Origin of the sequence: Psychrobacter jeotgali, assembly GCF_904846315.1 — a bacterium.
GTDB classification, from domain to species: Bacteria; Pseudomonadota; Gammaproteobacteria; order Pseudomonadales; family Moraxellaceae; genus Psychrobacter; species Psychrobacter jeotgali.
Genome location: NZ_CAJHAF010000001.1, coordinates 882,926 through 897,121, shown reverse-complemented (window position 1 = coordinate 897,121; position 14,196 = coordinate 882,926). Strand labels below are relative to the sequence as shown.

The following is a 14,196-nucleotide window of genomic DNA, read 5'->3' as shown; positions in this document are numbered from 1 at the left end:
ATCAATTATTTTTTTGTAAGTTCATAGTTCATGTAGGGTGCGCCCAGCGCACCGATAAGAAGTATATTGCATGGAATTGGTGCGCTGGGCGCACCCTACTCGCTGAATTACTGCAATTTTTACGGCTTTAACCTACCCTATCCCAAACCTTGCTAAGTCGCTTCGGTGATACCGCCATGCGGGTTTTCATCGGCTGGGCAAACAGTTGGATACGGTACTCCTCCACCATCCAGCGGTACTCGCTGATGGCCTCGTCGTTGGCACGATTTGCCAGCCGCTCCATGTGCACGTCCAGCGCGTAGACGCCGTCGAGGTCAGCTTCGAGATTGTGCTCAAGGCGCTCAATACGAACCTCCAGCGCCTCGAGATAGCGCGGATACTGCTGCCAGTGGCTGTAATCCATATGATAGATGAATTTTGATAGCTGCAAATCCTGCAGCTGGTCTTCGATATCATCGATGGATTCACCAAATATCTCACGATCGAGCATGAGTAGACTTTGGCGAATGCGTTGCCAGCGCGTATAGACCTCTTTGAGAGTTTTAATGACGTTTTGACCGGTTAGTAAGAAGTTTTTGATTACCACCTCTTGGGTTTGCTGATACTCATCGGCGGTGAAAGGCAATTCTTCGCTCAGTCCAACCGCAATGCTATCAGCGCTTTCGGGCAAATCGCTACTGTGGTCAAATAGGACATAATGCTCTTCAAGCGTGGCGTCCAAAGTAGCATCGATAACGATAGTTTTAAGCTTTTCCATGTCGCCAAGGGGCGCAAAGGCGAGTTTAAATATCTTGTCAATTTGGCTGGTGAGTTGTTTTTTCTTCGCACCAAGCTTGGCTTTTATCAAGGTCAAAACACCGATGCGATGCGCTTTTAAGGCGGCATTGACGTCGGTGTATTGGTGAATCGATACCGCCTCGCCTGACGCGTCTGCAACTAGAGCTGAGAACTGCTTCATCACTACGCCGGCACTATGCCGATTCTTACTAAAACTATAGTGCTCAGGGAATTGAGTATGCGCTCCTTGTTGCTCATTTACCGCTTGGCTGGTCTCGCTGGCATGTCGAATCTGCAAAGTTTGCAGGTCACGACCTTTTTCAATGATGCGGTTTTTGTCATCGACTACGCAGATTTGCGGCTGTAAATAACGGTCAATGCTGGACGGGTTAAAGTCATTGGGGGTGACTGACATAATGCCACGACGATTAAGTGCATGGCACAGCTGCTTGAGCAGGCCTTGCTCGGCCTCTATTTGTAGCTCATCAAACAAGCTGTCAGCGGTATCCGGTATCGGCACGATTTGACGGCGAATATCTTTGGGTAATGAGCGCAGCAATTGTAGTACCAGCTCGAAGCGCCAGCCGGGCACGCCCCATAACAGCTCGATAGCATCGAGCTGCGGCAAGGCAGCAAGTGGCACACGAATGGTCACCCCATCATCGTCGCTGGCCGGGTCAAAGACGTAGCGTAGCGGCAGACGCAGATCACCCAATTGCCACACCTCAGGGAAGTCGCCTGTGGTTGGCGCTTGGCTATTGAGCACGTCATCATCAGTGAAGAATAGATATTTGCTATCGCTCTTTTCCACTTCAGCTCGCCAGTCTTCAAAGGCTTTGCGGCTAGCAACATGCTCAGGGATTTTTTTATCGTAGAACTGATATAGCGCCTCTTCATCGACCAATAAATCACGGCGACGCAGCTTGTCCTCAATACGCTCAACATGGGCAATTTTATCCATATTGTGCTGCAAGAACGGCGCTTGCCGACCAAAATTACCAGTCACCAAACCATCACGGATAAAGATTTCTCGCGACTCAGACAAATTGACCTGCTCATAATTAGTCAGCTGTTTACTAACAATGATTAAGCCAAATAGACTAATCTGAGCGTAGGCTTTGACCCGTCCGGTTTTTTTCGACCAATGCGGCTCAAAGTAGTGATATTTCAGCAAATCACCTGCCGCTGAGATAATCCATTCCGGCTCAATCTTGGCGACGTTACGCATAAAGACTTGCGAGGTCTCCACCATCTGAAACGCCATCACCCAAGGCGGCGTTTGTTTAAATACCGTACTCGAGGGGAAGATTTTAGCTTTTTGCTGACGGGCGGCCAGATACTCACCGCGATTTTCAGTCTTATGGGCGATAGTGGATAATAATCCGGTCATTAAAGCACGGTGCAGATGTGCGTAACGTACGGCTTTGATTTCTTCATCGTCAACGCTGGTCGGGTCGCTGTTGAGCGCATCTTTGCCGTTGCCTTTATCAGTAATCAGCTTAAGCTCGGTGACCATTTGTAGCAATTGGCGATGGGTTTGATGCCATTCACGCACCCGCGGGAAGCTTAAATAGTGCTTTTTGGCAAACTGGCGGCGCTGATTGTTAGAGAGTTTATTACCGTCCTCGTCTTTTTCAAACAGCGCTTTCCACAAGCTTAAATAAAATAAAAAGTCGGAGTCATCTTGACGAAATAGCGCGTGCTTCTGGTCGGCTTGTTGGCGTTTATTGGCCGGACGTTCACGGGGATCTTGTACTGCGAGTGCGGCAACCACAATTAGCATTTCACGCATACAATCAAAGTCGCTACCACCAACCAACATCCGTGCCAGCCTCGGGTCAATGGGCATTCGCGCCATTTGCTGACCGGTACGGGTCAGACGCAGCTGGTCGAGACCTTGTCGGCGTTTGCCGCTTGGCTTATTGTCTGATTTCGCAGACTTTTCATTTTTGGCAGGAATGGCGCCCAGCTCATCGAGCAGTTTATGACCGTCGGTGACCAAACGGCTATCGGGCGGCTCAATAAAGTCAAAATCATCGACGCTACCTAAGCGTAGATTCGCCATTTGTAAAATGACTGACGCCAAGTTGGTACGCAGGATTTCAGGCTCGGTAAATTCAGGGCGACTGGTGAAATCCTCCTCGCTATACAAACGAACGCAAACGCCCGGCGCAACACGACCACAGCGACCTTTACGCTGATTGGCAGCCGCTTGCGAGATGGCTTCAATCGGCAAGCGCTGTACGCGCGAGCGATAAGAATAACGTGAAATCCGTGCAAAACCCAAGTCAATCACATAGCGAATACCGGGCACGGTAAGCGCAGTCTCAGCAACGTTGGTGGCGATAACGATTCGCCGACCCCGACCGGAGGGCTGAAAGATACGCTGCTGCTCTTCATAAGTCTGCCGTGCAAAGAGTGGCAGCACTTCAGTATGTTTAGGCCCGTGCTGCTCAAGTACGTCTTGCAGCTCACGAATCTCCGCCTCGGTGGCGGCAAATATCAAGATATCCGCTTGGTCGGCATGACCTTTATCCTGCGCATCGCTAAAGCACTCTTCTACCGCCGCCACTACGGCGCGTGGCAGGTTCTCTTCAAAATCATCGTAGCTGTCTTCATCAGAGCTGGTCACCGGCTCATCGGTGAGCGGACGATAGCGCACTTCAACAGGGAAGCTGCGCCCTTCGACATTAAAAATAGGCGCAGGGACTTGGCGTTTCAGCTTGTTATCGTAATGACTAAAGTACTCACTAAAGCGCTTGGTATCGAGGGTCGCTGAGGTGATAATCACTTTTAAATCAGGGCGTTTTGGCAACAGCTTTTTCAGATAACCCATAATAAAGTCGATATTCAGGCTACGCTCGTGCGCTTCATCAATGATGATGGTGTCATATTTATTTAAAAACCTATCGTGACCCAATTCAGCGAGCAAAATACCATCGGTCATCAGTTTGACCACCGACTGAGCCGTACCTTGCTCGTTAAAGCGAACCTTAAAGCTGACCGTGTTCCCTAATTGCTCACCTAACTCTTCGGCGATACGATTGGCAACACTTCTTGCCGCTAGTCGTCTAGGCTGAGTATGGCCGATTTGCCCCGTGATACCGCGGCCTGCCATCATAGCCAGCTTAGGCAATTGGGTGGTCTTACCAGAACCGGTCTCCCCTGCGACGATAATAACTTGGTTATCGATAATGGCTTGCACCAAATCATCGGCACGCTGACTGACGGGCAAATCAAGGTTTAATCTATCAGGCAGGTTCTCAGGAATGCTATCAATACGTGCTTGCACCGCTTGCTGTGAGCGAGTTTTTATTTTGTCGTATTGGGCGCGTTTTTTGGCGAGTTCTTTCTGGAACCTATCGTTCTTATTCTCGTCACTATTATCAGTTTTAGCGTTCGAATCTTTATTCTTAGTTGCTTTACTTTTAGACACAGCGGCGCGCGCCAGCTCACGTTCGAGACGGCTTAGATAGTGCTGGTCTTTGACGAGTACAGGTAAATCTTCATTAATAGGGTTTTGAGCGATTAATTTTTTATTATCATTTTGCTTATTAGGATCAGTAGTATGACTGCTGTCTATAGGTTTATTGGATTGGTTTTGGAGTGATACTTTTTGAGTGTTTTCTGGATTGTTAGACATATTTGCTTAGGCTATTTATTTTATTAGGAGTGCTTAGAGTATGGGGCTAATTAGGGTGTGATTCAAGACGGGTATGATTAGGCAGCGTCTATTTATAGCGGTCAAACGCGCCTAAAATGATAGAAACAGTTTAAACAAAAAAAAGTCTAAACATTAAAATCAATCGCTACTACTATAAATAGTCTGTTGATTGCTAACTGCCTTTTCAAAAAAGGTCTGCATCTTTTGTAGTGGTACGCGAGGAAAAGGCAGGTGCAGGGACAATATTAAGCGCTCAAACGCGACCATCTCATCGGCTAGTTCTTGCGCAATATCAGGCTCAATTTGTGGATTGTCATACAGATTGTCAATGAGCCACGTTAACTGCGGAAAATCGGTATTATCATGAATTTGATAAAGGGTACGCACTAAGTCATCAGGGATTCGGCAGCGCGTCTTGCGAATCATGCCGTTTTTAAAGTACATATTTAAAGCCATAATTGGGTAGCTCCGTTAGGGTCATATTTGATTGATTATAGTTACAGGTAATAAAAGACGTGGCAGTTTTATTTAGGAATGACCATAGTTTTAACACATTCAAGGCAAATATATGCTTAGCATATACGGTAAAAAGGTCAATTGCATCTAAAATACTATGCTTTAAGTCAAACCAATAATATAAAATGGCTATGAATAACGAAGCTCTACGACAACTGTTGTCGCAAAGCAGTTTTTATTCATTGTCTAACCGACAAAGTTCCGTTAAGGTAAAAGCCATAACTCAATTGTGGCAATACTAAATAAACGGAACTATCATGCCCAAACCCAGCAACCCCTATACCGATAATAGCTTTGTTTCCTCCGACCTTAAGACCATCTTGCACTCCAAACGTGCCAATATCTATTATTTATCCCACTGCCGGGTCATGCAAAAAGATGGCCGCGTCCTCTATCTCACCGAAGACGACAAAGCCAATCTTTATTACAACATCCCAATTGCTAATACCACCTCCATCTTGCTCGGTACGGGAACCTCTATCACCCAAGCGGCGATGCGTCTGCTCTCGCAAGCTGGCGTACTGGTGGGGTTTTGCGGTGGCGGCGGTATGCCGCTGTTTATGGGCACGGAGCGTGAAGTCTTCGTCGAATGGATGACCCCGCAAAGCGAGTATCGACCGACTGAATACATTCAAGGCTGGATGAGCTGGTGGTGGGATGAAGACAAGCGCCTCGCTGCTGCCAAGCAGTTGCAAATAGCACGCATTGCTTATCTGCAAGCGGTCTGGGGTAAAGATAGCGACTTTAAGCGCCACGGCTTTGATAGTAGTAATGAGGCGATACAGAAACTGCTTAATGACAATATTGGTCAAATTGATAAGCAAATCGAGGTCATGCATTTATTGCAGCTTGAAGCCCGCCTGACCAAGCAGCTATATAAGCTGGCTGCTAAAAATACCGGCTATGACGGCTTTACTCGTGAACATGAAGGTATCGATAAGGCGAATGGCTTTCTCAATCATGGTAATTATTTGGCTTATGGACTCGGTGCGACAACCGCATGGACGCTGGGCATTCCACACGGTTTTGCGGTGATGCATGGCAAGACGCGGCGCGGGGCATTGGTGTTTGATATTGCTGATATTATTAAAGATGCGTTAGTGCTACCTCTTGCCTTTATTTGTGCCAGTGAAAACATGAGCGAGCAAGAGTTTCGCCAAGAGTGCATCAATATGTTTACTAAGCATAAGGCGCTGGATTATCAGTTTGAGGTGGTTAAGCAGTTGGCGATGACTAGCGACTGGAAGGTGTAGAAAATGATTGTCACTTTTGTCTCTCAATGTGAGAAAAAATCACTCAAGCGCACACGGCGTATCTTGGATTCCTTTGCTAACCGAATTGGTGACAATGTTTGGCAGACGGCGATTACCGAGGATGGATTACAGACGGTTAAGCAACTGTTGCGCAAGTCAGCGACCAAGTCGACAGCGGTAAGCTGTCATCGTAATAAGACGCGCCAGCTGACAGAATTGGTATGGGTGGTGGGCAATAAACGTCAGTTTAATGAAGTCGGCGTGGTGCCCGTGAATTGGACAAAGCGTAACCTATTACATCGAGAATGGGAAAATAACTGGGCATCGCTCGAAAGTATGCAGATTATCGCAACTATTGCTGCACTACTTCATGATATCGGTAAATCGACTATTGGTTTTCAACATAAACTATTTCATCAATCCTCTAAAGGCGATCCCTATCGCCATGAGTGGATTTCGCTAAAGTTATTTATATGGCTTATTGCTGATTGTAATACTGATCAAGAGTGGCTAGAGCGTTTACGAAATTTACCTGATTATCTTAGCTCAAACTCTCCAGCCTCAAAGGTATGGCAACAAGACGTAGATAAAGCCAAGTTAGATCAATTGCCGCCGCTTGCCGGTTGGGTCGCTTGGTTAATTGTGACTCATCATCGTTTGCCACCGCTAACAGCATATTGGTTCAATGAATCGACAGCTGAGAAACTTAAAAAAGCCAACAACCCTAAACTTAAAGCGGAACAACAAAAGTTCTACGCCTTTATAAAACCTTATGATTATTGGGTCAAAAATCCTAAGAGCATTGCTGACATGAATAATGCTGAACAGGAAAGCTTTTGGCAGTTTGACGATTTGGTTATCTATAGCTCTTTGTGGCAGCGCAAACTAAAACGCTGGGCAAAGAAGGCAACACTGCATCCACAACTACAACAGCTGAGTCAGCAAGCTACTGAGCAAAACCAAGCTATTAGTGATCCCTTTTTATTACACTTATCACGCCTATGCTTGATGATAGGTGACCATAATTATTCAAGTTTGGATGCTAATGACAAAAGACGAGCACAAGGTAGTGTCGACTTCAAAGATAAGCTTGCTGCCAATACCGATCGGCAAACCCATGAAATAAAACAAGCATTGGACGAACATCTAATCGGTGTTGGTGATTTTACCGCGCAGTTTTGTCGCTCGCTCCCTGCTATTCATAATGGACTCCCTCGACTGATTGGGCACGATCCTCTGGTTAAGAACACGGCTCACAAACGCTTTAAATGGCAAAATAAAGCATTCAAACAAGCTTATGAACATCGTGTACAAAGCGAAGAGCATGGTTTTTTTGGGGTCAACATGACCTCAACTGGTGGCGGCAAAACCATTGGTAATGCTCGTATTATGTATGCTCTGTCTGATCCCAAAAAAGGCGCTCGTATAACCGTTGCTTTAGGTCTTAGAGTATTGACCTTACAGACAGGACTTAGTTTTAGAGAGGACTTACAATTAAGCGCGAGCCAACTTGCAGTCTTAGTGGGTGGTACAGCACAGAAGCAGCTATTTGAGCTGACCCAAACGGACTCAAACTCTAATACTACAGATACTGCAAACCTTTTAACTGACTACCAAGAAAGCTTTGAATCTGCAAACTACGACTCGGTATTGGGTAGTGAGTCTGCCAATCCACTGATAGATGAATGGATAGACAGTGAGATCGATATTGCTGATTATGAAGAGTTAGGATTAGGCACGGTGATTGAGAGTAAAAAAACTCAGGAACTATTATTTGCCCCTATGGTCGTTTGTACGATTGACCATATTATTCAGGCTAGCGAATGCAAACGAGGCGGCAAACATATAGCGCCCATCTTACGGCTGCTCAGTAGTGACTTGATATTGGATGAGCCAGACGATTTCGATCATAAAGACTTACCTGCCCTATCAAGGCTAGTACATCTAGCAGGGCTGTTTGGCTCAAGAGTAATGCTATCGTCTGCGACTCTGCCACCAGATATGGTGCAAGGGTTGTTTGCGTCTTACTTGGCTGGTAGACAATTATTTAACGCTCAGCTACAAAAGCCTAATCCTAATGTCATTTGTGGCTGGTTCGATGAAAATAACAGTGTAATTACTCCCTGTACTAATAAAGATGGTTTTAAAGAACGTCATAGCGAGTTTGTCGCTGCTAGAATTGATTATTTAGAACAGCAACCTATCAGACGTCAAGCAAATATCTTGCCATTAGCCTTCACTTATGAAAAAGAGCAGCATATTGTCTTTTATGAAAAATTTGCCACAGCGTTATTGAACCAAGCAAGCGTATTACATCTAAACCATAGTATTAAGAAAAAAGACAATCCTTATCAAGTAAGTATTGGTTTGATTCGCATGGCGAACATTCAGCCTCTTATGAATACCGCTATGGCTATGTTCAACCTTGATGACACGCCAGCGGCTAAAACTACGCACTACCACCTATGCTGCTATCACGCCAATCAAGTTTTGATCCTGCGTAATCGCTTAGAAACCAAACTCGATAAACTACTTAAACGAGGTAGTGATAATGAGCATGATATATTTAACAGTGAGCATATCTCTAATGCCATTAAAACACATAGTGATAAAACCCATCATATCTTTATCGTGCTTGCTACAGCGGTAGCAGAAGTTGGACGCGACCACGATTATGATTGGGCAATCGTAGAGCCATCATCCATGCGCTCTATTATCCAATTAGCTGGGCGGGTATGGCGGCATCGACCTGACAAGATAGCAAATACGCCTAATATCAGCTTATTACAATATAATATCAGAGCACTAAAGCAATCCAATAGAGGCGCAGCTGAGGCTGTCTTTACTAAGCCCGGATTTGAGCAAAAAGATTTTCTATTAGCCAGTCATAATAGTGAAGATGTTTTTAGAGAAGCAGAGTTACAGCGTATCGATGCTAGATCTAGAATTCATAATGCTATAGATACCCATTCTGATTTTGATGGATCGCAATATTTAAGCGATCTTGAGCAAAGCGTCATAAAAGACCTGATGGCTAACGATAAGACTAATGTGGTCAATGGCTACTGGCAAGACCCTAATACCTCAAACCGCTCGCATGTACATCTAAGTTGTCTCACGCCCTTTAGAGCAGGTCAATCTCAGACAGAATATATTATTGAACCCACGGATTTTAAACCCTTATTAAATAACGATGAGCCAGCACTTAGTATCGATGAGCTTAGTGATGAGTTTAACGAAAGCTTGCATCAATATGTAGTGTATGACTCTGAACAAGCTTGCGCACAAGGCCTATCAAAGACGCCTACGACAACCAAGGTCATCAAGCCAAACCTGATGCCGTTATCTAATGATCACGTTACACCGTGGCTGCATGATAGTCTTACCAATACTTTGCTAGAGGTACAGTCAGCACACGCTGACTTGAGTCCAAACACGATATTAATGAGGTTTGCAGTGGTCTCAGTTTATGATAGTAAGCTGGGATGGTTTTTTGATGAGCGCTTTGGCTGTTGGAAAGATGAAGGGGTACTCAAAGACGGTTATCGTTCATAGTTGTAGCTGATAGCTAAGCTATGTCATAAGGCTCAATGGTATCGATATCATCGGCTACTTCTCGGCGAGTCATCTCAAGATCATAATGGCTTTGCAGATTAAGCCAAAATTGGGCAGACATACCGAAGTATTTGGCTAGGCGTAGTGCTGTATCAGCAGTAATAGCTCGTTTGCCATTAATAATTTCGCTTAGACGCGAATCTGGCATGTGTGTAGCGCGGGCAAGCGCATAAGCTGATAATCCCAACTCGTCTAGGAATTCAGTTTTGAGGTATTCACCCGGTGCGGTAGGTAGACGCTTTGGTATATCACCATATGCTACATCACTAAAATCCATGTGCTTGGCGTTTTGCATCGTAATAGACATAAAATGCTCCTTGAGTTAATCCCGAACAGTTTAATGATAATCAACGATTTCAACATTTTTTGCATTACCGTTGAACCATATAAAGCAAATGCGCCACTGCTGGTTTATACGAATACTATATTGACCTTCTCTATCACCTTTTAGCTTTTCTAAGTGATTACCAGGGGGTATTCGTAGGTCAGTAATATCAATAGCAGCATGTATGGCTTCAAGCTTTTTTTGAGCTTTAGCTTGAATGTCTACAGGGATACGTCGAGCGTATTCTCCTTTAATAATTGCTGCCGTTGCCTTATCAGCAAAGGATACAATCATAACAATTGTCCTAAGATTAGTGAATAAGGCATGGCACTATAATAACGCCATGCGTAAGTAATAGCAATATGATAAGCCACCTAAGCGGTGGTGAAGAATAAAAAGATCAACTAATTAAATAGTTTTCTAAGCTATCTACACGATAGTCAAACTATGCTAACATCAAAATACTACACTATCAATATTTTTATTATAAAAGTTTAACCAATTATATAGTGGCAATATAGTAATATAGTATGTTAATCTCATTACAGATCAAAATATTTTATTGCAATTTGAGGTTTAGGAAATGAAAAATATTACTCAGTCGCAAATTAAACAAGCTATTGATAGCTTCTTAAGTGTGCAATTTGATAAAAAAGCAGCATCTTTGATAAAAATCTTGGAGAAAGCGACACAAGACAATGATAATGATATTGATGCGCAGACAAAAGCTAAAGAAGATATCAAAAAAGCTCAAGATAAATACGCACTAGATGCGTGGATGGAATACGCACACGCTTGGATGAGTAAGCAGCTCAGCTTTGGTACTCATATCTCCAAGGGCGTTCATGCCAGCTCTAAAGGAGATAACGCTATTTACATTCCTTCTGACTCTATTAATAAGCAGTCTATCGTAGGTCATCATTCTATTAAACACCCTATCACTGATGCTAGCGGTAACGCGGCCGCCTTACCTCTTGCCGCTTTTTTGCAAACACAAGTTTATTATGAAGACAACAGCAGCTCCACTATAAGCGAGCTAATAAAAGCCAAACATCCCGCTCTCAACGGAGTATTCCATAGCAATACTGAAACCTCCGAGCAAATACAAGATACCTTTTATAAGCTCGTAGTGGCCTATATTGAAACACCAAAGACCGATGAGTTAAATAAGCAAATTCTATGGCCACTTATCGATGATAGTCAGTCAGCTCAAGAGCGTTTTTATCACTGTGTCATACCCCTCTACCCCACCGCTTTAACCCATCACTTGTATGAAAAAATTCAAGATATCAAGTTCTCAGATGCTAATACTCTAGCAAAGAAGAATAGAAGCAAGGTTAATGAAATACAGACAAGCTATGTCACTATCAAAGACTTAGCTGTACTCAATATTGGTGGTAGTAATCCACAAGGCGTCAGCCAACTGATGAGCAAAAAGCGCGGTAAAACTTATCTACTGCCGTCTATACCGCCAAGCTTTACTCAAACGCAAGAATTTAGTTTTAGTAAAAATGCCAGCAGTATATTTAATGCCAAAACGATGGCTTACAAGACTCGCAGAACGTTAGATGCGCTCTATAAGATTATTGGTACCCGTCATAACAATATGAGTATTCGTGATACTCGCAAAGTCATACTCGATGACTTACTGCTGCAAATATTACAAATCGCCAATAGTATGCAAAGCAATCGACCTGCTGGCTGGTCAGCCGATTATAACAATTTAGACTATGCCGAAAAGTTATGGCTTGATCCTTTCAGAGGTGAGTTGGAGGGGGAAGCTGACTTTCAGGCTGAGTTTGAGAGAGGATACTGGCAGCAAGAGATAGAGGCAAAATTTGCAGCTTGGCTACAAGATTTACTGAAAAATGAGTTTCCAAAGTTAAAAAAGGACTTTGGTGATCCCGAACAAAACCAATGGGAGAAGGAGATGGCTGATGCCTTAAAAGAATCACAGCGTCTTGGACAAGGAGCATTTACATGAGTTTTATTTATTCAGACAAAGACTTAGTGGGCTACGTGATGATCAAAAACATTCGCATCCAAAATGCCAACGCCGTATCCAGCCCTATCACCTATGGATTTCCAGCGATCACTGGATTTACTGGCGCTATTCACGCACTCAGCCGTAAGATTGCTACAGTTGATGGATTAGAGGATATTAGTCTCGATGGCGTACTCATTGCCTGCTTTGATTGTCAACCGCAAACCTATCGTGAAGCGAGTTATAAAGACTACACCTTTAACCAAACACGTAACCCTATCCTTAAATCTGGCAAAACGGCGTCAATTAATGAAGAAGGGCGCTGTCATCTACGAGTCTCTTTAGTCATTGGGGTGTACGCTAATGATTTTATGCTAGAAGACGATCAAATTACCAAGTTACTACAAACTGTCAGATTTAAGATCCAACAACAGCGTATGGCAGGTGGTAGCGTACTTAGTTTAGATCGTTTTGATCCTGTTAATTACGTGCCAGCCGAGGACATTAATAATTTTAGTAAAGCGTTACTTCCTGCCTTTATTCTAATGAATGCTCCAAAAGATTTAACCAGTATCACTGAACAATTACAACAACAAAACCCTGAAGCTACTGCAATGGATGCGCTAATAAGCACCGCTACCATGACACATGAACCTATCGATAATGCGCAAGGCTTGACTGATTGGCAGACAAAATCATCTAAACAAGGCAGAGGTTGGCTCGTTCCTATTCCTGTAGGCTTCCAAGGTATATCCGAGATTTATGACGCTGGGATAATGCAAAACGTGCGCAATCCTGAATATCCAAGCCAATATGTTGAAGCGATCTATAGCCTTGGTAAATGGGTATTTCCGCATCGCATTAATGACTTAGCCGATGCCCTTTGGTATCAATATTACGATAATGAGGAATCACTATACTTAGTGACGCAGAATCAGAAATTTTAAATTTATTTTCGTCCTATTTTAAAAATTTCAAACAATCAAAAACCCGTTCCATTTAACTGTTCATTTCTTATATTCATGGAGAATCACATGTCAAAAACAGCCCTAAAAACCGCTTCTGTTCTAGCTTTTGAGCGCAATCTAGACGTATCAGATGCTTACCTTTGGCAAACGGATAGTCAAGAAAGTGGCGAGAATAAAACCGCATTCCCCGTCGTTATCAAAGAAAAATCCGTACGCGGTACAATCAGTAATCGCTTAAAAAATGCCATTACCAATGATCCCGCCAAACTGGACGCGGAGACCGAAAAAGCCAATTTGCAAAAAGTAGATTCGGCGTCGTTGGATGAAAATAATGATACTTTAATCGCTCGTTTTAGCCTTAAAGTCTTGCCTTTTACAGGTAAGCCGAATGTCTGTAATGACCAAGATTACCAGCAAGCCTTGGAACAAGTCGTTGCCGACTATATCGATAATCAGGGATTAGATGAATTAGCTCGCCGTTATGCTATTAATATTCTCAATGCGCGTTGGTTATGGCGCAATCGCGTCGGTACCGAGAGTATCAAAGTAACGGTTAAGTGTAATGACCAAACTATTACTGTAGATGAAGCAAAGACTTATAGTCTGAAAAACTTTGACAGTGCTGACGCTACAGTTAAGCAAGTTGCCGACTGGATCAAAGCAGGTTTAAATGGTGATGAGTTCATCATTTTATATGTGGAGGCGCAAGCTATCATCGGCTATGGTCAAGAGGTCTATCCTTCACAGGAACTGATCCTTGATACCGGTAGTAAAAAGAGCAAAGTGTTATATCGTGTCAGTGATAGAAAAGGCTCTGAGGACAATGCAGGCATGCACTCACAAAAGGTGAGCAATGCCATTCGCACTATCGATGACTGGTATCCTGATGCTGAGTTCCCTATCGCTATCGAACCTTATGGCGCAGTGACGACATTGGGCACAGCGTTCCGCCAGCCTAAAGATAAAATGGACTTTTACAGCCTATTTGATAATTGGGTATTAAAAGGTGATGCGCCAGACGTCAACCAGCAGCATTATGTGATGGGCGTACTTATCCGTGGCGGCGTGTTCGGTGCCAGCGGCAAGGAGTAAGT

Annotated in this window: 9 protein-coding genes; 5 read left to right on the top strand and 4 right to left on the bottom strand. The window is 43.9% G+C overall.

Going from position 1 to position 14,196, the window contains the following annotated elements:
• Positions 1-127: 127 nt before the first annotated feature.
• Together hrpA and JMX18_RS03670 are read right to left on the bottom strand one after the other, a co-directional pair.
• The gene (gene hrpA / locus JMX18_RS03675; protein ID WP_227674549.1) at positions 128-4,420 is read right to left on the bottom strand and encodes an ATP-dependent RNA helicase HrpA; all 4,293 of its coding nucleotides are present in this window, start codon (positions 4,418-4,420) and stop codon (positions 128-130) included.
• 159 nt (positions 4,421-4,579) lie between these two features.
• Positions 4,580-4,897, bottom strand: a complete 318-nt coding sequence (locus JMX18_RS03670; RefSeq protein WP_201584368.1) for a hypothetical protein — start codon at positions 4,895-4,897, stop codon at positions 4,580-4,582.
• Positions 4,898-5,214: 317 nt separating this feature from the next.
• Here JMX18_RS03670 and cas1f point away from each other — a divergent pair, with 317 nt between their 5' ends.
• Together cas1f and cas3f are read left to right on the top strand one after the other, a co-directional pair.
• Entirely contained in the window at positions 5,215-6,210 is a 996-nt protein-coding gene (gene cas1f, locus JMX18_RS03665; protein ID WP_201584365.1) for a type I-F CRISPR-associated endonuclease Cas1f, read from the top strand.
• 3 nt (positions 6,211-6,213) lie between these two features.
• Entirely contained in the window at positions 6,214-9,765 is a 3,552-nt protein-coding gene (cas3f, locus tag JMX18_RS03660; protein WP_201584362.1) for a type I-F CRISPR-associated helicase Cas3f, read from the top strand.
• A gap of 13 nt (positions 9,766-9,778) precedes the next feature.
• On the opposite strand, the gene JMX18_RS03655 is transcribed toward cas3f, so the two are convergent.
• Both JMX18_RS03655 and JMX18_RS03650 read right to left on the bottom strand, forming a co-directional pair.
• Entirely contained in the window at positions 9,779-10,132 is a 354-nt protein-coding gene (locus JMX18_RS03655) for a HigA family addiction module antitoxin (RefSeq protein ID WP_201584359.1), read from the bottom strand.
• Between the two features lie 30 nt (positions 10,133-10,162).
• Positions 10,163-10,444, bottom strand: a complete 282-nt coding sequence (locus tag JMX18_RS03650) for a type II toxin-antitoxin system RelE/ParE family toxin (protein WP_201584356.1) — start codon at positions 10,442-10,444, stop codon at positions 10,163-10,165.
• Positions 10,445-10,733: 289 nt separating this feature from the next.
• Between JMX18_RS03650 and csy1 the strand changes: the two genes are divergently transcribed.
• From csy1 to csy3, 3 genes are all read left to right on the top strand, one after another.
• Positions 10,734-12,134: a type I-F CRISPR-associated protein Csy1 gene (gene csy1 / locus JMX18_RS03645; RefSeq protein WP_201584353.1), complete on the top strand. Its 1,401-nt coding sequence runs from the start codon at positions 10,734-10,736 to the stop codon at positions 12,132-12,134.
• Complete coding sequence (gene csy2, locus JMX18_RS03640) at positions 12,131-13,081, top strand: type I-F CRISPR-associated protein Csy2 (protein ID WP_201584350.1); 951 nt, start codon at positions 12,131-12,133, stop codon at positions 13,079-13,081. Before csy1 ends, csy2 begins: the two co-directional genes overlap by 4 nt.
• 87 nt (positions 13,082-13,168) lie before the next feature.
• On the top strand, positions 13,169-14,194 hold the full coding sequence (csy3, locus tag JMX18_RS03635) for a type I-F CRISPR-associated protein Csy3 (RefSeq protein WP_201584347.1): 1,026 nt from the start codon (positions 13,169-13,171) through the stop codon (positions 14,192-14,194).
• Positions 14,195-14,196: the final 2 nt, after the last annotated feature.

Excerpts from the sequence above, each read along its gene's own strand:
- hrpA (WP_227674549.1), bottom strand. The coding sequence starts at position 4,420 with ATGTCTAACAATCCAGAAAACACTCAAAAAGTATCACTCCAAAACCAA.
- csy2 (WP_201584350.1), top strand. The coding sequence starts at position 12,131 with ATGAGTTTTATTTATTCAGACAAAGACTTAGTGGGCTACGTGATGATC.
- cas1f (WP_201584365.1), top strand. The coding sequence starts at position 5,215 with ATGCCCAAACCCAGCAACCCCTATACCGATAATAGCTTTGTTTCCTCC.
- JMX18_RS03670 (WP_201584368.1), bottom strand. The coding sequence starts at position 4,897 with ATGGCTTTAAATATGTACTTTAAAAACGGCATGATTCGCAAGACGCGC.
- csy1 (WP_201584353.1), top strand. The coding sequence starts at position 10,734 with ATGAAAAATATTACTCAGTCGCAAATTAAACAAGCTATTGATAGCTTC.
- JMX18_RS03655 (WP_201584359.1), bottom strand. The coding sequence starts at position 10,132 with ATGTCTATTACGATGCAAAACGCCAAGCACATGGATTTTAGTGATGTA.
- csy3 (WP_201584347.1), top strand. The coding sequence starts at position 13,169 with ATGTCAAAAACAGCCCTAAAAACCGCTTCTGTTCTAGCTTTTGAGCGC.
- cas3f (WP_201584362.1), top strand. The coding sequence starts at position 6,214 with ATGATTGTCACTTTTGTCTCTCAATGTGAGAAAAAATCACTCAAGCGC.
- JMX18_RS03650 (WP_201584356.1), bottom strand. The coding sequence starts at position 10,444 with ATGATTGTATCCTTTGCTGATAAGGCAACGGCAGCAATTATTAAAGGA.